This window comes from Serratia nematodiphila DZ0503SBS1, assembly GCF_000738675.1.
Lineage (GTDB): Bacteria > Pseudomonadota > Gammaproteobacteria > Enterobacterales > Enterobacteriaceae > Serratia > Serratia nematodiphila.
The window spans coordinates 2,492,499-2,509,616 of the sequence record NZ_JPUX01000001.1 but is presented as its reverse complement, the minus strand read 5'-3'; the positions used below and the strand labels follow the sequence as shown (position 1 = coordinate 2,509,616).

Annotated in this window: 17 protein-coding genes; 7 read left to right on the top strand and 10 right to left on the bottom strand. The window is 63.2% G+C overall.

Annotation, left to right across the window (positions count from 1 at the left end):
* Positions 1 to 46: 46 nt before the first annotated feature.
* On the top strand, positions 47 to 967 hold the full coding sequence (locus tag JL05_RS11600) for a DMT family transporter (protein ID WP_004936141.1): 921 nt from the start codon (positions 47 to 49) through the stop codon (positions 965 to 967).
* On the opposite strand, the gene JL05_RS11595 is transcribed toward JL05_RS11600, so the two are convergent.
* From JL05_RS11595 to JL05_RS11585, 3 genes are all read right to left on the bottom strand, one after another.
* Positions 964 to 2,382, bottom strand: a complete 1,419-nt coding sequence (locus JL05_RS11595; RefSeq protein ID WP_004936144.1) for a sensor histidine kinase — start codon at positions 2,380 to 2,382, stop codon at positions 964 to 966. The genes JL05_RS11600 and JL05_RS11595 overlap by 4 nt on opposite strands.
* On the bottom strand, positions 2,369 to 3,043 hold the full coding sequence (gene tctD, locus JL05_RS11590; RefSeq protein WP_004936146.1) for a transcriptional regulator TctD: 675 nt from the start codon (positions 3,041 to 3,043) through the stop codon (positions 2,369 to 2,371). Before tctD ends, JL05_RS11595 begins: the two co-directional genes overlap by 14 nt.
* A 167-nt stretch (positions 3,044 to 3,210) precedes the next feature.
* Positions 3,211 to 3,456: a hypothetical protein gene (locus JL05_RS11585; RefSeq protein ID WP_228392535.1), complete on the bottom strand. Its 246-nt coding sequence runs from the start codon at positions 3,454 to 3,456 to the stop codon at positions 3,211 to 3,213.
* Between the two features lie 360 nt (positions 3,457 to 3,816).
* Here JL05_RS11585 and JL05_RS11580 point away from each other — a divergent pair, with 360 nt between their 5' ends.
* From JL05_RS11580 to JL05_RS11570, 3 genes are read left to right on the top strand one after another with little or no spacing between them, the layout of a single operon-like run.
* A complete protein-coding gene (locus JL05_RS11580; RefSeq protein ID WP_015378599.1) occupies positions 3,817 to 4,797 on the top strand; it encodes a Bug family tripartite tricarboxylate transporter substrate binding protein in 981 nt (326 codons plus the stop codon).
* A 15-nt stretch (positions 4,798 to 4,812) separates the two neighbouring features.
* A complete protein-coding gene (locus tag JL05_RS11575) occupies positions 4,813 to 5,244 on the top strand; it encodes a tripartite tricarboxylate transporter TctB family protein (protein WP_033632491.1) in 432 nt (143 codons plus the stop codon).
* Positions 5,245 to 5,255: 11 nt separating this feature from the next.
* A complete protein-coding gene (locus JL05_RS11570; RefSeq protein WP_016926872.1) occupies positions 5,256 to 6,773 on the top strand; it encodes a tripartite tricarboxylate transporter permease in 1,518 nt (505 codons plus the stop codon).
* Between the two features lie 33 nt (positions 6,774 to 6,806).
* Here JL05_RS11570 and JL05_RS11565 read toward each other — a convergent pair whose 3' ends face one another.
* Both JL05_RS11565 and JL05_RS11560 read right to left on the bottom strand, forming a co-directional pair.
* The gene (locus JL05_RS11565) at positions 6,807 to 7,436 is read right to left on the bottom strand and encodes a CatB-related O-acetyltransferase (protein ID WP_033632490.1); all 630 of its coding nucleotides are present in this window, start codon (positions 7,434 to 7,436) and stop codon (positions 6,807 to 6,809) included.
* A 156-nt stretch (positions 7,437 to 7,592) separates the two neighbouring features.
* Positions 7,593 to 8,588 (bottom strand): DMT family transporter, encoded by a 996-nt coding sequence (locus JL05_RS11560; protein WP_033632489.1) that lies wholly within the window; start codon positions 8,586 to 8,588, stop codon positions 7,593 to 7,595.
* Positions 8,589 to 8,760: 172 nt separating this feature from the next.
* Between JL05_RS11560 and pdxR (JL05_RS11555) the strand changes: the two genes are divergently transcribed.
* Positions 8,761 to 10,227: a MocR-like pyridoxine biosynthesis transcription factor PdxR gene (pdxR, locus tag JL05_RS11555; protein ID WP_033632488.1), complete on the top strand. Its 1,467-nt coding sequence runs from the start codon at positions 8,761 to 8,763 to the stop codon at positions 10,225 to 10,227.
* Here the strand turns inward: pdxR (JL05_RS11555) and JL05_RS11550 are convergent.
* From JL05_RS11550 to JL05_RS11535, 4 genes are read right to left on the bottom strand one after another with little or no spacing between them, the layout of a single operon-like run.
* A complete protein-coding gene (locus JL05_RS11550) occupies positions 10,224 to 10,724 on the bottom strand; it encodes a protein disulfide oxidoreductase (RefSeq protein ID WP_033632487.1) in 501 nt (166 codons plus the stop codon). The two genes, pdxR (JL05_RS11555) and JL05_RS11550, sit on opposite strands and share 4 nt — an antisense overlap.
* Positions 10,717 to 11,433 carry a DsbA family protein gene (locus JL05_RS11545; protein ID WP_015378605.1) on the bottom strand — a complete coding sequence of 239 codons (717 nt, stop codon included), beginning with the start codon at positions 11,431 to 11,433 and terminating at the stop codon, positions 10,717 to 10,719. Before JL05_RS11545 ends, JL05_RS11550 begins: the two co-directional genes overlap by 8 nt.
* The gene (locus JL05_RS11540; protein ID WP_033632486.1) at positions 11,430 to 13,466 is read right to left on the bottom strand and encodes a protein-disulfide reductase DsbD family protein; all 2,037 of its coding nucleotides are present in this window, start codon (positions 13,464 to 13,466) and stop codon (positions 11,430 to 11,432) included. The genes JL05_RS11545 and JL05_RS11540 overlap by 4 nt, the downstream gene beginning before the upstream one ends.
* 49 nt (positions 13,467 to 13,515) lie before the next feature.
* Complete coding sequence (locus JL05_RS11535; RefSeq protein ID WP_033632485.1) at positions 13,516 to 13,878, bottom strand: hypothetical protein; 363 nt, start codon at positions 13,876 to 13,878, stop codon at positions 13,516 to 13,518.
* Positions 13,879 to 14,083: 205 nt separating this feature from the next.
* Here JL05_RS11535 and flk point away from each other — a divergent pair, with 205 nt between their 5' ends.
* On the top strand, positions 14,084 to 15,112 hold the full coding sequence (gene flk / locus JL05_RS11530) for a flagella biosynthesis regulator Flk (RefSeq protein WP_033632484.1): 1,029 nt from the start codon (positions 14,084 to 14,086) through the stop codon (positions 15,110 to 15,112).
* A gap of 4 nt (positions 15,113 to 15,116) precedes the next feature.
* On the opposite strand, the gene JL05_RS11525 is transcribed toward flk, so the two are convergent.
* Positions 15,117 to 15,572, bottom strand: a complete 456-nt coding sequence (locus JL05_RS11525) for a rhodanese-like domain-containing protein (protein WP_033632483.1) — start codon at positions 15,570 to 15,572, stop codon at positions 15,117 to 15,119.
* Between the two features lie 93 nt (positions 15,573 to 15,665).
* Between JL05_RS11525 and pdxR (JL05_RS11520) the strand changes: the two genes are divergently transcribed.
* Entirely contained in the window at positions 15,666 to 17,099 is a 1,434-nt protein-coding gene (gene pdxR, locus JL05_RS11520) for a MocR-like pyridoxine biosynthesis transcription factor PdxR (RefSeq protein WP_174435780.1), read from the top strand.
* Positions 17,100 to 17,118: the final 19 nt, after the last annotated feature.

Below are 17,118 nucleotides of genomic sequence, written 5' to 3'. Positions count from 1 at the left end.
ACGCGTAGACTAGCCAGCATGTTGGACGTTATTGAGAATAATTATCATGAATATGCTCTTCCCGCTGTTGGCCGTGCTGATATGGTCGATTAACGCCGTCGTCAGCAAACTCTCCGCCACCGCCATCGATCCGGCGGCCATTTCACTTTACCGCTGGCTGCTGGCGCTGATCGCCCTGACGCCGTTCGTGCTGCCGGGCGTGCTGCGCAATTGGGCGCAGGTGCGCGCCAACTGGTGGAAACTGATGATCCTCGGCTTGCTGGGCATGGTGCTGTACCAAAGCCTGGCCTATTACGCCGCGCACAGCGTCAGCGCGCTGTTTATGGGCATCATCGTGTCGCTGATCCCGCTGCTGACCATCCTGATCAGCATCGTCCTGCTGCGCATTGCGCCGACCGTCGGCGTGCTGCTCGGCAGTATTCTCTCCTTCGGCGGTTTGATCTGGCTGGTCAGCGGCGGCCAGCCCGGCGTGCTGCTGCAGCACGGTATCGGCAAGGGGGAATTGATGATGCTGCTCGCCACCGCCTCTTACGCGCTGTACGGCGTGTTGACCAAACGCTGGGCCATCGCGCTGCCGAACTGGCAATCGCTGTACGTGCAGATCCTGTTCGGCGTGCTGCTGCTGCTGCCTAATTTCCTGATGGCGCAGGATGTCGGCTTGAACGGCCATAACCTGCCGCTGGTGCTGTTCGCCGGCATTCCGGCTTCGATCATCGCCCCGTTCCTGTGGATCCAGGGCGTGATGCGCCTGGGCGCCAACACCGCCTCGATCTTCATGAACCTGGCGCCGGTGTTTACCGCCGCTATCGCCGTGCTGTTCCTGCATGAGCAGTTGCACGGTTATCACCTGATCGGCGGCGGCATTACCCTGCTGGGCGTTATCCTGTCGCAGCGGCTGCGCACGCCGCTGACGCGTAAAGCCAAAGCTCCGGCGGCCGACGTCGAGTCCTGCAAAGAACAGGCTTAAGGCAACAGCCTGAAACGCACCCGCACCAACAGGCCGCCCAGCGCGGCGGAGCTCAACAGCTCCGGGCGGGTGCCGTGATAGGCGGTGATATCCTTCACCAGCGCCAGCCCCAGGCCGGCGCCCGGTTGATCGCCCACGTTGTCCAGCCGGTGAAACGGCTGCAGCGCCAGCGCCTTGTCCTGCAAGGCGATGCCGGGGCCGCTGTCTTCAATCTCCAGCACGCCTTCCCCCGTCGCCTTCTCCTGCGTGAGGCGAGCGGTGACCACGCCCTGACGCGGTGTGTATTTCAACGCGTTGTCCAACAGGTTGGCGCACAGCTCGGCCAACAGCAGCGGTTCCCCCGCCACCTGACACGCCGCTTCACCTTCGAAGCCGAGATCGATCTGTTTGCTGCGCGCCTGCGGCAAGCGGGAAAAACAGGCGTCGCGCAGCACCTGCGCCAGGTTGACCGGCTGCAGCTTGCGCTCGGCCTGGTGCTCGCTGGCCTTCAGGCGTGAGAGATACAGCAGGCGGTCGGTCAGTGCCACGGTATTGTCCAGCGTCGCGCTCATCGCCTGCAGGCTTTCGCGCCACTGCTGCGGCCGATCGCTGGCCAGCGCCACCCCGACCTGAGTCTTCAACACCGCCAGCGGCGTGCGCAGCTGGTGGGAAGCGTCGGCGCTGAAACGTTCCTGACGCGCCACCATCAGCCGTAGCCGTTCGATATAGCGATTGAACGCCACCAGCAGCGGCTGCATCTCCGACCACGGCAATACCCGCGGCAAGGGCGTCAGCTCGCCCGGATCGCGCCGCAGCATGATGCCGGAGAGTTTACGCATCGGCTTCAACACCCGCTTGAGCAGCGCGAACGCCAGGATCAGGGTCAACACCACCACCGTGCCCTGGCTCAGCAGCGCCGCGATCATCATCTGCCGCGCCAGGTAACGGCGCGACTCCAGGGTTTCCGCCACCAAAATGGTCGCCATGCCGCTCACCCCCGACTCGTTGACCGGCTGAAACAGCGCCGCCACGCGGATTGGCCGGCCGAGGTATTCCGCATCGTAAAAATGCACCAGCGCCGGGTAGAGCGTGGAGCGCGGGATATGGGGCGGCAGCGACGGCAAATCGTCATAGCCCGAGATGCTTTTTCCCTGCGGCGAAATCACCTCGTAATACAGCTGATCGTTCATGTTGCGCTCGAAGCTGTCGAGCACCACATAGGGCACATCGACCGCCAGCTTGCCTTCGCGCACCACCAGTCGCTCCGCCACGGTGCGCGCCGACGCCAGCAGCGTGCGATCGTAAGCCAGAGTGGCGGCGCTCATGGCGCTGAAATAGTGGGTGTAGATGGAGATACCGCCCAACGCCAGCAGCGGCAGGCCAAAAAACAGCAGCAGTTGATAGAACAGCGAACGCGGGGCGTTAAACCACCGCATTGCAGAGCTCCAGGCTGTAGCCCAGACCGCGCAGCGTAACGATCGCCACGTCGCTGCCCTGCAGCTTTTTCCGCAGGCGGTGTACGTAAAGCTCGATGCTCTCCGGATTGGCCTCGTCCGACAGCGTAAACACCTGCTCGAACAGCTGTTGTTTGGCCACCGGGCGGCCGCGCCGATGCATCAGCGCGGTCAACACCGCCAGTTCGCGCGGCGTCAGCGCCAGCGGCTTGCTCTCCAGCAGAAAATAGCCTTCGTCATGGTAGGTCAACGCGCCGTACTGCAACGCCGGCTGCGGGGCGCCGACGCTGCGGCGCAGCAGCGCCCGAATGCGCGCCTCCAGCTCGTCCAATTCGAACGGCTTGGTGAGGTAATCGTCCGCCCCCAGATTCAGACCCCTTACCCGATCGGCCACGTCGGTGCGCGCCGTCAGCAACAGCACCGGCAGATCCTGCCCGCGCTTGCGCAGGCGCGCCAGCAAATCCAGGCCGTTCAAACGCGGCAACGCCACATCCAACACCGCCAGCGCATAACGCTCGTTGAGCAACAGATGATCGGCCGCCACGCCGTCCGGGGCGACGTCGACGGCAAACCCGGCGCCGGTCAGCGCCTTTTGCAACCAGTGAGACAGCTCGGGGTGATCTTCAACCAATAACAGTCGCATGTTCCCATTCCATTGATTTACCTGAACAACCTGGCGCCGACACGGCGTCCGTTAACAGGCTGATAACAAAGGATGGCATGGAAAATAAGGGGATAAAAGAGCGCCGCGCCGCCAGTTTTGGGAGCTGGCACACAATTATGCGTATGGAGCGCGATCGCAGGGCGGCGTCAGATCAGCGCAATGGGGCTATCGGCAACGGCAATGTCCAGCACCGGGCGCAGCTTGTCGGCGGTAAACGGCGAAGAAACCAGCACGGAGCGGTTGTTGGCGGCAAACACCAGATCGATGCCGGTCACGCAGGCGGTCATCTGACAGGCATACTTCTCGCCGTCGGCGTTGACGAAATGCAGCTCAAACACGCCAACCTCGGCGCGCAGGCGCTTCAAACGACACTGCCCGCTTGCTCCCGCCATCTCGGCGTAGACCTCAGGCAACCGTTTAATTGCGCATACTTTGGCGCTGTCCCTGCCACCAAACAATTTCCCTAACGAAAACATATTACTGCGTCTCTATTCATTTCACTGATCATGATTTTATCGCAAAAGCAGAGCGGCAAACCTGATATTACGCAGGATTTTGGCCGGTTTAGCGCCCTGTTCTTGCCCTCGTTTCTATGGTAGCGCACCCGCCATTCGCTGGCGACAAGAGACCCTAATCACAGACTGGAAACTTTTCCGGCCACTGAAAGGTAAATGAAAGGTTGTTGTTTTAACAATCCTGCAACCGCACCCGGCGGGATTTCACAACCAGAACAATACCGAGGGCAAGTCACAATGAAAAAAATAATGACCCGAACCTTTACCGCCGCCGCCCTGTTGCTGGCGGCCTCTCAGTCCTTTGCCGCAGAGGCGCCCAAACGCACCGAATGCATTGCGCCGGCCAAACCCGGCGGCGGCTTCGATCTGACCTGCAAACTGATTCAGGTGTCGCTGCAGGATACCAAGGCCATCGATAAACCGATGCGCGTCACCTATATGCCCGGCGGCGTCGGCGCGGTGGCCTACAACGCCATCGTCGCGCAGCGCCCGGCGGAGTTCGGCACCGTGGTGGCCTTCTCCGGCGGCTCGCTGCTCAATCTGGCCCAGGGCAAGTTCGGCCGCTACAACGTGGACGACGTGAGATGGCTGGCGGCGGTCGGAACCGACTACGGCATGATCGCAGTGCGCGCCGACTCGCCTTACAAAACCCTGAAAGACCTGATGGACGCTTTCCAAAAAGATCCCAACAGCGTGGTGTTCGGCGCCGGCGCCTCCATCGGCAGCCAGGACTGGATGAAAACCGCGCTGCTGGCGCGCGAAGTCGGCGTGGATCCGCGCAAGATGCGCTACGTGGCGTTCGAAGGCGGCGGCGAGCCGGTCACCGCGCTGCTGGGCAACCATATTCAGGCGGTTTCCGGTGACCTGAGCGAGATGGTGCCTTACCTGCAGGGCGACAAGATCCGCGTGCTGGCGGTGTATGCCGAGCAACGTCTGCCGGGCCAGCTGGCCGACATTCCGACCGCCAAAGAGCAGGGATACAGCCTGGTGTGGCCGATCATTCGCGGCTTCTACGTCGGGCCGAAAGTCAGCGATGAAGAGTATCAGTGGTGGATCGACACCTTCCAGAAAATGATGGCGACCGACGAATTCAAGCAGCAGCGCGATCTGCGCGGCCTGTTCGAATTCAACCTGACCGGCAAAGAGCTGGACGCCTACGTGAAGAACCAGGTTGCCCAATACCGTGAGCAGGCGAAAGTGTTCGGCCTGGCCAAATAACCGCAGGGGAAAACCATGAGCGATCGTATTTTTGCCGGCTTTTGGCTGCTGCTGTGTATCGGCGGGCTGTTCATCGGCTGGGGCATCCAGAGCGAATACAGCTATGAACCGCTGGGGCCGCGCCCGTTCCCGCTGGCGATCCTCAGCCTGATGGCGCTGTGCGCGGCCCTGCTGTTGCTGCGCCGCCCGCAGGCGGTGGAGTGGCCGCACAGCAAGGTGCTGCAGCGGCTACTGGTGCTGGTGATCACCCTGGTGCTGTATGGCTGGGGCTTTGAATGGCTCGGCTTCCCGCTGGCGACCGCGCTGCTGACGTTCAGCATCGGCCTGTTGTTTCAGGCCAGCCTGCCGGCGGCGGCCATCTCCAGCGTCATCATGGGCGCAGCGTTGTACTACGCCTTTGACCAACTTCTCGATGTCACACTGCCGCTCGGCGCCTGGCTGAGCTAACGGGAGCGATGATGGATACCTGGATGTATTTGACCCAAGGGTTTGAAGTGGCGCTGGTGCCGCAGAACCTGATTATCGCCCTGATCGGCTGCTTCGTCGGCACCATCGTTGGCCTGTTGCCGGGGCTGGGGCCGATCAACGGCGTGGCGATCCTGCTGCCGCTGGCGTTCGCCCTCAAACTGCCGGCCGAATCGGCGCTGATCCTGCTGGCGACGGTGTATATCGGCTGCGAATACGGCGGGCGCATCTCGTCGATTCTGCTCAACGTGCCGGGCGACGCGGCGGCGATCATGACCGCGCTGGACGGCTACCCAATGGCGCAGCAGGGGCGCGCCGGCGTGGCGCTGTCCATCTCGGCGGTCAGCTCGTTCGTCGGCTCGATGATCGCCATCGGCGGCATCATCCTGTTCGCGCCGCTGCTGGCACGCTGGTCGCTGGCCTTCGGCCCGGCGGAATATTTCGCCCTGATGGTGTTCGCCATCGCCTGCCTCGGCAGCATGATGAGCCAGAACCCGCTGAAATCGCTGCTGGCGGCGCTGATCGGCCTGGGGCTGGCGACGGTGGGCGTCGACGCCAACACCGGCGTTTACCGCTTTACCTTCGACAGCGTGCACCTCTCCGACGGCGTGCAGTTTATCGTGGTGGTGATCGGCCTGTTCTCGGTCAGCGAAATCCTGTTGATGCTGGAAAGCACCAGCGCCGGGCAAAAGCTGGTGCGTAAAACCGGACGGTTGCTGTTCAACCGCAAAGAGGCGGCGCAGTGCGCGGGTCCGACCCTGCGTTCGTCGGTGATCGGTTTCTTCGTCGGCATTCTGCCGGGCGCCGGCGCCACTATCGCCAGCGCGCTGACCTACATGACCGAGAAGAAAATCAGCGGCAACAGCGATACCTTCGGCAAGGGCGATATCCGCGGCGTAGCGGCGCCGGAAGCGGCCAACAACGCCTCGGCCTGCGGTTCGTTCATTCCGATGCTGACGCTGGGGGTGCCGGGTTCCGGCACCACGGCGGTGATGATGGGCGCGCTGACGCTGTACAACATCACCCCCGGCCCGGCGATGTTCACCGAACAGCCGGATATCGTCTGGGGGCTGATCGCCGCGCTGCTGATCGCCAACGTCATTTTGTTGATCATGAACCTGCCGCTGGTCGGTCTGTTCACCCGCATGCTGACCATCCCGCTGTGGTTCCTGGTACCGGCGATCGCCGCGGTTTCGGCGGTGGGGGTTTATGCGGTGCACAGCACCACCTTCGACCTGCTGTTGATGGTCGGGTTGGGCGTGTTCGGCTACATTCTGCGGAAAATGCATTTCCCGATGTCGCCGCTGATTCTGGGCTTTGTGCTGGGTGAGATGCTGGAACAAAACCTGCGCCGCGCGCTGTCGATCAGCAACGGCGAGTTCGGCATTCTGTGGAGCAGCAGCATCGCGCAAACGCTGCTGGTATTGGCGGTCGCGGTGTTGGCGTTGCCGCCGCTGCTGCGCCTGATGCGCAAACGCCGCCAACCGGCGGCCGAGGCCAAGGCCGAATAACGCGAAACGGGCGGGGATCCCCGCCCGTAGTGTTTAACGGCGCAAGGCCGCCATTCCCCTTTCCAGCGCCCCGATATCGCTATCGGCAAGCAACGGCTGAATCACCGCAAAGTCTACCTCGGACAAGTCATAGAGGCGCAAGGCAAGCAACCGTGCGATGACTTCCGGCGTGAACCGCCAACGGATAAACCTCGCCGGGTTACCGCCGACGATGGCATAAGGCGCAACATCGCCGGCCACCACGCTACCGGCGGCGACGATCGCCCCCTCGCCTATCGAGATCCCCGGCATCAGCATCGCCCGCATGCCGATCCAGCAGCCGTCACCCAGCCGGGTATCACCTTTGGGACGGTATGCCTGCTTGATGGTTGCCATAAACGGGTACAGGCTCAGCCAGTCGATGCGATGGGTGTGATTACCGCCCATCAGGATCACCGCTTCGGCCGCGATGCACACATAATCGCCGATCAGCAGGCGATCTATTTCGCCCAGCGGCTGCCATTGGCGGCTGACCGCGTCGCCGTGCAGATAGCGCACCACCGAGCGTTCGAAGCCGCTATCCCAGCAGTCGCTGTAGTAGCTGTGGGTGCCTTTGACGATGATATTCGGGTTGGTCACCGTCTGATGCAACAGTTCGGTTTGGGACCAGTGTTTTTCGGACATGGCGTATTCTCTTGTTACCGGAATAAAAGCCACGGAACGGAATGTCTGTGGCCGTGTTGTCGTTCACTCAACACGGCCATTCAAGCGATAAGCGCTCGTTTCAATCTCGGGTTATTCATCATTAGTGCCTCCCTTGCGAGGCACAAGGGTAACCGATCACGCCTCGGCGGTCTTGCTTTTCAACAGCAGCACCCCGCCCATCACCAATGCGCTGCCCAGCAGCTGCAGCTGATTCATGCTTTCCCCCAGCAGGAAATAGGCGATCACCGCGGTGAACACCAGTTCCAGCGACAGGATCAGGTTGGCCACCGCCAGCGGCAGCGTTTTCAGGCTGATGTTATACAGCCCGAAGCCCAACAGCGTCGGCCCGGCGGCCAATGCCAGCAGCAACAGCCAGCCGCTCCACTGGATGCCTTGCGCGCCGTGCGACAGGAACCACAAATCGCCGGCCATGCCGTGGAACGCCGCCAACGGGAACGCCGTCAGCGCCGCGTTGAACGCCAGCTGATACAACGCCGAAAAACCGAACACGTACAGGATGGTGTTCCACACCGGATAGCCGCGTTCGCTGGCCACCCGCCCGCCGAGGGTATACAGGGTATAGCCGATGCCCGACAGCATCCCTACCAGCAGCCCCAGCAGATCGAAGTGGCTGTTCCCCATGCTGTCACCGTTGCTGACCAGGAAGCAACCGCCCAGGCTGATGGCGATCACCAGCAGTTGGCGCAGCGTCAGGCGCTCGCTGTACATCACCCAGCCGAGGAACACGGTAAAGCCCACCGAACAGTAGGTCAGTATGGTCGCCACCGACGCGCCGTTCAGCGCTACCGACAGCGTCCACAGGCTGTTGAACAGCGCCAGCAGCAGCCCGTAAAGCGCGTAGAACACCACCTGCTCACGGCGCAGACGCGCCCACTGCGGTTTCACCAGCAACAGCAGCGGCAACAGCACCAGCGCCACCAGCGCCGCGCGCCAGAACGCCAGCACGAAGGTCGGCAGGTGATAGTACTCGCTCAGCGCGCGGATGATGATGGCGGTAAAGGCCAGCAGCATGGCGCTGATAATGGCGATGACGTAACCCTGGCTGCTGCCCTGAAAGAGGCGCGCGCCGGGCAACGCCGGCCGGGCGGAAACGCCTGACGGTAATGACATGAGATCCTCGGGAAAATGGCGACATAAATGCTCAGGCGCACAGTGTAACGCGGCCATTTATTCCCACTATAGCCACTTTTCGGCGTTGTCATGCAGGCCACTTTTCTGCGCTTGAAGCCCTGTTGACATGGGGTATAGTAAAAAACCATCTCCCTAACCGGGCCAATTTCGCATGCACATCCCGTTAGATCGCGAACAGGACGTTCCGCTGTATTTGCAGATCGAAGAAGCGCTGCGGCGCGCCATCCTCACCGGCGTGTTCGTGGATGGCGACAAGCTGCCCTCGACGCGCACGCTGGCTGCCGAATTGGCGGTCAGCCGTTTGACGGTGGATAACGCCTATGCCGAACTGGCGGCCAAGGGCTTTTTGCACCAGCGGCGCGGCAGCGGCGCCTATGTCGCGCACCCGCAGGCGCAAACGCGCCCGGCCCGGCCGACCAGCAACGCCCCTTTCCCGATGGAGAGCTTCACCACCCTCACCTCGCGGCTGGACGGCTATGCCGACGCCCCGCTGCCGGAGGGGCTGATCAACTTCGCCGCCGGCGTCGGCAGCCCCAAGATATTTCCGCTGGAGGCGTTTCGCAAAGTGCTGCTGTCGGTGCTCAGCCGCCACGCGGAAGAGGCCTTCAGCTACGGCGAATACTGCGGCTACTATCCGCTGCGCGATACGCTGAGCCGCATCCTCAGCGCCCAGGGCATCCCCACGCAGGCGGAACAGGTGCTGATCACCAACGGTTCGCAGCATGCCATCAGTCTGGTGGTGCAAAGCCTGCTGGCGCCGGGTGATACGGTGATCGTCGAAGAGCCGACCTACGCCGAAGCGCTGGGTCTGCTGCGCCAGCACCGCATCAATATCGTCACCGTGCCCGGCGACCGCCACGGCATGCGGGTGGATTTGCTGCCGGAGTTGTTGGAACGCCACCGCCCCAAACTGATCTACACCATCCCCAACTTCCACAACCCGACCGGCCGTTGCCTGAGCGAGACGCGCCGGCGACGTCTGCTGGCGATCGCCCAACAGGCCGGCGTGGTGATCCTGGAAGACGACTTCGTCGGCGATCTGCGTTATCAAGGCAAACAACTGCCGTCGCTGCGCGCGCTGGCGCAGCCGGGCGCGGTGATCTACGTCAGCACCTTCTCCAAAATGCTGCTGCCCAGCATGCGCATCGGCTATCTGGTGGCGGACAGCGAACACTATCAACGTTTCGCCAAGCGCAAGCACGTCGACAGCTTCACCAGTTCCAGCCTGATCCAGCGGGCGCTGGACGCGTTCGTCACCGTCGGCCGTTACGACAAGCAGCTGCGGCGCGCCGGGCGTGTCTACCGCCTGCATCTGGAAGTAATGATCGACGCGTTGCAACATCGGCTGCCGCCGGGGTGCCGTTTCGAAACGCCGCAAGGCGGCTTGTTTATCTGGCTGACGCTGCCGGAGGCGGTGACCACCGCCGAGCTGATGCCGGTGGCCTGGCGACACGGGGTTACCTTCGCGCGCGGCGAATGCTTCTATGCGCAGGAACCGCTGGGCGCACACGGCCTGCGGCTGAATTTTGCCGCCAACTCGCCGCCGCAGATTGAAGAAGGTATCGCCCGGCTGTGCCGGGCGATTGAGGAAGTGATAGCGGAGAAAAGCGCCGGTTAGACGGCGGCCCACCACAGCCGCAGCTTCATCCCCCAGTAGCTGGTCCAGCCGGTGGTGCTCTGCACCACCTTGCCCTGCGAGATCACCACGAAGGTCGGCGTCACGCCAATCCGCCACTGCGCCGACAGCGCGCCGGCCGGATCGTTGACCACCGGCAGCGCCAGCCGTTTGCGCGCCAGCCACTGCTTCACCTGGGCATCATCGCCCGAGCGCAGTGCGACGGTCAGCACGTTGCCGCCCGCCGCCTGCAAGCGGGCGACGTCCGGCGTGGTGAAACGGCAAACGCCGCACCAGCTGGCCCAAAAGTAAACCAGCAGCGGCCGCTCATCGCTGAGCTGCGCCAACGACACGCGCTCGCCGTCCAGCGAGGTCAGCGTCTGGGCATCGAAGGCCGGCGGCGCCTGCGGCGCGTTCAGCCAATCCATCACCGTGACCACCGCCAATGCGATCAGCGCCAGCAACAACAACTCGCGCCCCCAGCGCTTGAGCTTAGCCATTGTTGGCCTTCGCCAGCTGCTGCTTCACCATCGCTTCCAGCTCTTCATACGACACCGCCCCCGGCAGCATTCGATCGCCGATCAGCGTCGCCGGCGTCCCTTGTACGCCCAGTTGCTCCGCCAACGCCATATTGGTGCGCAGTGTGGTCATGCTCTGTTCGCTGGGCGCCACCGCCTTGACGCCGGTTTTCTCCTGCGCGGCGGCGATGCTGGCATTGTCATGGAAGCCCTTTTTCGCCATCAGCCGCTGGTGCAGGGCCCAGAATTGATCCGGGTGCTGTTGCCAGGTGGTGAGCGCCACGCGCGCCGAACTGACCGAGCTTTCTCCCTTGAACGGCAGCAGCTTCACCACCAGCGCCACGTCCGGGTATTGCTTGACGATCTTCTCCAGCATCGGATCAAAACGCTTGCAGTACGGGCAGTTATAGTCGGTAAAGGTCACCAGCGTCAGTTTGGCGTTGGCGGCGCCCAGGCGCGGGCTGGCCGGATCCTGGTACAGCGTTTTGGCGTTCTGCTTGATAGCCTGGCTGATTTGCTCGCCGGCGGTTTGCTGCTGCCAGGCGTCCACCGCCTGCGCCAGAATGTCCGGGTTGGACACCAGCGTTTCGCGGATCATCTCTTTGATACGCGCCTCTTGCGCCGGGGTGAAAGGCTCGGCGGCCCACGCTGGGGCGGCGATGATCATCAGTAAAATCAGTAGTTTTTTCATTGTTCGGTTCCTTTGGCATGGGAAAGCGTTTGCAGAACGGCGTCACGGGTCAACAGCGGGGATAACACCTCGCCGTCCGGGCTGCCGGGGCCATAGACTTGGTTGAAAGGCACGGCGACGCTGCCGCGCCTTTGCAGGAAGGCGCTGATGTCGGCCGACGGACGGCTCCAGTCGCCGCGCAGCGCGACCACATCGTCGGCGCTCAGCGCGCGCTGTACGTCATCACGCAGCAGCACATTGAACTTGTTGGCTTTACAGGTCACGCACCAGTCGGCTGTCACGTCGACGAACACCCGCTTATGCTGCGCCAGCGCCTCGGCGATCGCTTGCTCGCTCAGCGGTTGCCACTGCACCCGATCCTGCAACGGTTGGCGCCACAGGCCGGCGGTCAGCGATCCGGCCAGCAGAACCACGCCCGCCAGCACCACAGTGCCTGCCGCCAGCTTGGCCGCCAAGCGTGCCCCCTGTTGGCGCCACACCGCCAGCAGCAACGTCAGCAGCGCCAACGCCCCCAGCCACAGCGTGGCCTGCACGCCGATATGGTTGCTCAGCAGGCTCAGCAGCCACAGCGACGACGCCAGCATCAGCAGCCCCATCGCCAGCTTGACGGTATTCATCCAACGGCCGGGGCGCGGCAAACGCAGCGCCAGCGATGGCCAGGCGGCGATCAGCAGCCACGGCAGGCTCATGCCGATGCCAAGCGCGATGAACATGCCCCACAGCACCGGCAGCGACGCCGCCAGCGCGAAGGCCACCGCCGTGCCGAGAAACGGCGCCGAGCACGGCGTCGCCAGCAGCGTGGCGAACGCGCCCTGCCAGAAATGGCCGCTCAGACCACGCCCGTTATGGGTCGCCAGCGAGGTATTCAGATCGGACGAGAGACGCAAATGGAACAGGCCGAACAGGTTGGCGCTGAACAGCAGCGTCACCAGCACCATAAAGCCGATAAACCACGGGTTCTGGAACTGAATGCCCCAGCCGAGCGCGTGGTTGCCGAGCCGCAGCAGCGTCATCAGCAGGGCCAGCGCCATAAACGAGGCGACGATGCCCAGCGACGACGCCAGGAACTGCAGACGCACGCTGCGCCGATCGCGCCGCTCCACCTGCAGGATGGAGCCGAGCTTGATGCCCAGCACCGGCAGCACGCACGGCATCAGGTTGAGGATCACCCCACCCGCCAGCGCCATCAATACCGCCTGCCACAACGGGAACGCCGCACCGGCGGGCGCGGCCAACGGATCGCCAATCGGCAGTGTAATCTGCTGCGCCATGCCGCCGTCGTCGATCACCAGCGTCAGCGTTTTACCGCGCAGATCCGGCGCCGCATCGCCCCAGCCATCGCTGACCGGGACTCGCGCCAACAGCTGATCGCCGTCGGTTTCAACCTGCGGCTTGCCGAGATCGGCATCCGCCAGCGTATCGAAGAACAGCGCAGGCTGTTGCCAGCCGGCGGCGCGTTCGGCGGAAATCTGCAGCTCGCCGCTGCGATACCCGGCCTTGACGCTTTCCGCCAACCCGGCGGCGATCGGCACCTGCCCCATCGCCTGCGCGAAATCGTGATTAAACTGCGGATCGTTCGGCGTCGTCAGATCCAGACTGAACGGGTAGTCGGTCAGAATGCAAACGTTGCTGCAGGTAGACAGCGTCAGCGTACCCGCCAGCGGGCCGGATACCTGACCTGACATCACGATCGGCAACGTGACCCGATCGTGATAGCCCTGGGTGGAAATGCCGGCCACCTCGAAACGCTGCGGCGTCGGCCAGTGCCAGGTCGCCGGCGGTGGGTTGCCTTGCCAGACGATAGCCGGCGCGATGCCGCCTTCGCCCGGAGAGCGCCAATAGGTTTTCCAGCCTTTTTGCAGCTCGACCGACAGCAGCAGGCGGGTCTCCCCCGGCTGTGACGTGTCGGCGCGCAGCCGCACCTTGGCATGATCGTTGGCCGGATTTTGCAGCCAGCCGCTGTCCGCCGCCTGCAAGGCAGGCAGCAACAGCATAAACAGGCAAGCGCAGGCCAGCCTGATGATTTTCAACATGTTAATTCTCCATAAATGATTAATTCACCACGAAAAACGGGCGATTAATTCATTCACGGAAGACGCATAATCGAAGGTGCACCCTGAGGGTGGGCGGAGAAATGGCGCGAGGAGGAGGAATGCGCAGACGCGCGGCAATGGTCGGCGCCAACAGCGCCAGCAGCAGACCCAGCCCGAACAGCATGGCTTCGAACATCACCGGCGGCGCGGCCAGCAATGACTTGGCGCTCAGCTCACAGGGCGTCGGCGGCGCTTCGGCGGCTTCATCGCCGGATTGAACGGCGGTGGCGGCCGGGATCCCCAGCGTTTGCTGCAGCGCATGCAGGCCCGCCATGCGCTGGGTCATGCACGTCAGCACCACCAGGCAAGCCAGGCATAAAAACCATTTTGCAATCCGCTGCCGTTTAACCATGCCATCCTCATATTCAGATCTGGGGTTATCTTAGCGGCGCGGGCGCGATTAGCAACGTTTTGTCGGTAAAGAAATGTCTGAGCGGCGGTATTGATGGCGGCGATTTACAGGTATCATAGTGGGTAAGCCTGCGCTTTTCGCCGGGTACGATGACGATTCTCTCCTCCAGGCATTCTGCGGGGATACACAGCGAAGGACTGGTGATATGCAACCTTTGAGTGGGCCGGGCACCCCAATCGCCGGCGAACGCCCCCCCTCCCCGGGCAAAACGGCGGCCACTGACGATCAACCCCTCTCTCCGGCGCAGCGCACGACGCTGGAAAAACTGATCGTGAAAATCATGACGCTCAGCCCGGTCAAATCGGCGGAGATCTGGGCGTCTCTGCGTCACGATCTCGGCGCCGACAAAGGCGGCGAACTGCTGGCGCGCCATTTTCAACCGGCGGAACAGCTGCTGCAAACGCGCCTGACGCAGGCGCAGCAAAACCATGCCGGGCGTCAACTGCTGCAACAGTTGGCCGAATTGCTGCCGCAGGGCAATAACCGCCAGGCGGTCAGCGACTTTATTCGTCAGCAGTTCGGCCATACGGTGTTGAGCCAACTGAGCCCACCGCAATTGCAACAGGTACTTAATCTGTTGCAAACCGGCGGCCTGACCATTCCCCAGCCACAGCAAACCGCCACCAGCGATCGCCCGCTGCTGCCCGCAGAGCATCAAAGCCTGCAGCAGCAGATCACCAAACTCAGCGCCGCCACCGGCGAAGCGCCGGCTAAAATCTGGCAAACGCTGTTCGATCTGGCGGGCGTGAAAACCAACGATCCGCTGCCGGCGCGCCACTTCCAGCTGCTGAACCAGTTTTTACAGGTGAAGGTGGCGCTCAGCCCGCAGAACGCGCCGACGCTGAACAACCTGCTGGCGGCGCTCAAGCAGCCGGCGGACGAGCGAGAACTGCAGCAGATGAACGACTATTGCCAGGCGCGCTTCAACTGCGGCGCCAATGCGCCGCTGACGCATCCGCAAATGAGCGACGCCATTCATCAGCTGTTTGCCCGCCGTCTGGATAAAGCCGGCCAGGCGCAGCCGATCGCCAGCCACCCTGTCGAACCGCAGCCGCTGCTCAACCCGCTGATCGCCGCCTTGCCTCTGCCGCTGCAAAAAGCACTGAGCAAGCCGGCCGTGGCGCTGATCCTGCTGCTGTTGGCGTTGGCGGCCGTGCTGGCGCTGGTGTTTTAACGCCTCAGGCGCAGCCGCAGTCCTCAGCAGCCGCCCGATCGCGCAACGATCCCGGCTGTTCTCCGATGGCCAATGGATGGCCATCGCGCAGCCAGAAGTCCAGCCCGCCGATCAGCTCCTTCACCCTGAATCCCAGTTTCGCCAGCTTGTAAGCGCCTTTGGTGGATCCGTTGCAGCCAATGCCGTCGCAGTAGGTCACATACACTTTCCGGCGATCCAGCTGCGCCGTGCCGGCTTCATCCATCAGGCGATGCGGCAAACTGAGCGCACCGGGGATATGCCCGGCGGCGTACAGCGCCTCCGCGCGGGTGTCGATCACCACCATCCCGTCCACGCCATTGCGCAGATCTTCCGCCACATCCCAGGCATCCGCATAGCGGCTCAGTTTAGCCGCCAGATAGGCCAGGCTTTCTTCCGGCGCCGCCGGCGGAAAAACCAGCACCAATGATTCTTTCGACATATCACTTACTCCCGTGCATCAAGACAGATGACAATAGTGCCCCATTTTGGTCTTATGATTGATACCCATTATCCACAGATGATAAGACCCATTATGCGGCACACGCTGATCACGCTGTTTCAGCAATCGCCCCAGGCCGTCGGCACGCTGCGCGAACGTCTTTGTGCGGCATTGCGGCAGGCCATCCACCACGGCGCATTGAACATTGGGCAACGCCTGCCCTCCAGCCGAGTGCTGGCTGGGGATCTGAAACTCTCAAGGGTGACCGTCGAAGCAGCGTACGGCCAGTTGGAGGCGGAGGGGTATTTGCAGCGCCGCGTCGGCCAGGGCACATTTGTGGCTATCCGCATCGCCAAATCGCCGCCGCCGCCGCCTCGCACCGCCATGCCGCGCCTTTCGCAACGCGGCCAACAGATCGTGCAAACCGGCGGCTGCCGCGATCCGCAGCAGCCACAGGCGTTTGCCGCCGGCTCGCCGGATCTGCGCGCGTTTCCGCTAGCCTTGTGGAAGCAACTGACCGCACAGCGCCTGCGGCTACAGGGAGAAAGCCTGCTGCGCTACGGCGACCCGCAGGGCTATTTGCCGCTGCGTGAAGCGATTGCCGCCCACGTCAACCAAACGCGCGGCGTAATCTGCGATGCAAACCAGGTTATCGTGCTGACCAGTTCACAGCAGGCGCTGCAGCTGATCGCCACGTTGCTGCTGGACAGCGGCGACAGCGTCTGGATGGAAGAACCGGGTTACGCCGGGGCGAGAAACGCCTTTATCAGCGCCGGCGCCGCCCTGACGCCGGTGGCGGTAGACGGCGACGGCCTGCGCGCTGAGCCCTCCTTGCCCGAGCCGCGTTTGATTTATTTGACGCCCTCGCACCAATACCCAACCGGCGCAGCGCTCAGCCTGGCGCACCGCTTGGCACTGCTGACGCTGGCGGAAAAGCAGCAGGCCTGGATCATTGAGGACGATTACGACAGCGAGTTTCATTACGACGGCCTGCCGATACCGGCGATGCAGGGTCTGGATCGCCGTGGCCGGGTGCTGTACCTCGGCACCTTCTCCAAATCGCTGTTCCCTTCGCTGCGGTTGGCATACCTGATCGTACCGCCCACGCTGGTTGAAGCGTTCGTCACCGCACGCACGGTGTATGACGGCCACAGCGCGCAGCTGATGCAGGCGGTCACCGCCGAATTCATCCGCCAGGGGCACTTCGCCGCGCATATCCGCTACATGCGCCAACTCTACCATAGCCGGCGCGATGTGTTGCTGGCGGCAGTACGCGAAAAACTCGACCACTTCGCCACCCCCGCTCCCGCCGCCGGCGGCCTGCAGCTCAGCGTCTGGCTGCCGCCCGGCCAGGAGGCGGCGCTAAGCCGGCAGGCGCGGCGGCTCGGCATCCTTACGCCCGGGTTAACAGCGCAATACCAAACGGTTCAGGCGCAGCGCGACGGGTGGCTGCTGGGCTTTTCGGCCCTGACGCCGGGCGAGATCCGCTGCGCCGTCGAGCGGCTGGCGCGGATCACCGTGGCTTAGCCTGGCCCCAATGGGACGC

Excerpts from the sequence above, each read along its gene's own strand:
- JL05_RS11600 (WP_004936141.1), top strand. The coding sequence starts at position 47 with ATGAATATGCTCTTCCCGCTGTTGGCCGTGCTGATATGGTCGATTAAC.
- JL05_RS11595 (WP_004936144.1), bottom strand. The coding sequence starts at position 2,382 with ATGCGGTGGTTTAACGCCCCGCGTTCGCTGTTCTATCAACTGCTGCTG.
- tctD (WP_004936146.1), bottom strand. The coding sequence starts at position 3,043 with ATGCGACTGTTATTGGTTGAAGATCACCCCGAGCTGTCTCACTGGTTG.
- JL05_RS11585 (WP_228392535.1), bottom strand. The coding sequence starts at position 3,456 with ATGGCGGGAGCAAGCGGGCAGTGTCGTTTGAAGCGCCTGCGCGCCGAG.
- JL05_RS11580 (WP_015378599.1), top strand. The coding sequence starts at position 3,817 with ATGAAAAAAATAATGACCCGAACCTTTACCGCCGCCGCCCTGTTGCTG.
- JL05_RS11575 (WP_033632491.1), top strand. The coding sequence starts at position 4,813 with ATGAGCGATCGTATTTTTGCCGGCTTTTGGCTGCTGCTGTGTATCGGC.
- JL05_RS11570 (WP_016926872.1), top strand. The coding sequence starts at position 5,256 with ATGGATACCTGGATGTATTTGACCCAAGGGTTTGAAGTGGCGCTGGTG.
- JL05_RS11565 (WP_033632490.1), bottom strand. The coding sequence starts at position 7,436 with ATGTCCGAAAAACACTGGTCCCAAACCGAACTGTTGCATCAGACGGTG.
- JL05_RS11560 (WP_033632489.1), bottom strand. The coding sequence starts at position 8,588 with ATGTCATTACCGTCAGGCGTTTCCGCCCGGCCGGCGTTGCCCGGCGCG.
- pdxR (WP_033632488.1), top strand. The coding sequence starts at position 8,761 with ATGCACATCCCGTTAGATCGCGAACAGGACGTTCCGCTGTATTTGCAG.
- JL05_RS11550 (WP_033632487.1), bottom strand. The coding sequence starts at position 10,724 with ATGGCTAAGCTCAAGCGCTGGGGGCGCGAGTTGTTGTTGCTGGCGCTG.
- JL05_RS11545 (WP_015378605.1), bottom strand. The coding sequence starts at position 11,433 with ATGAAAAAACTACTGATTTTACTGATGATCATCGCCGCCCCAGCGTGG.
- JL05_RS11540 (WP_033632486.1), bottom strand. The coding sequence starts at position 13,466 with ATGTTGAAAATCATCAGGCTGGCCTGCGCTTGCCTGTTTATGCTGTTG.
- JL05_RS11535 (WP_033632485.1), bottom strand. The coding sequence starts at position 13,878 with ATGGTTAAACGGCAGCGGATTGCAAAATGGTTTTTATGCCTGGCTTGC.
- flk (WP_033632484.1), top strand. The coding sequence starts at position 14,084 with ATGCAACCTTTGAGTGGGCCGGGCACCCCAATCGCCGGCGAACGCCCC.
- JL05_RS11525 (WP_033632483.1), bottom strand. The coding sequence starts at position 15,572 with ATGTCGAAAGAATCATTGGTGCTGGTTTTTCCGCCGGCGGCGCCGGAA.
- pdxR (WP_174435780.1), top strand. The coding sequence starts at position 15,666 with ATGCGGCACACGCTGATCACGCTGTTTCAGCAATCGCCCCAGGCCGTC.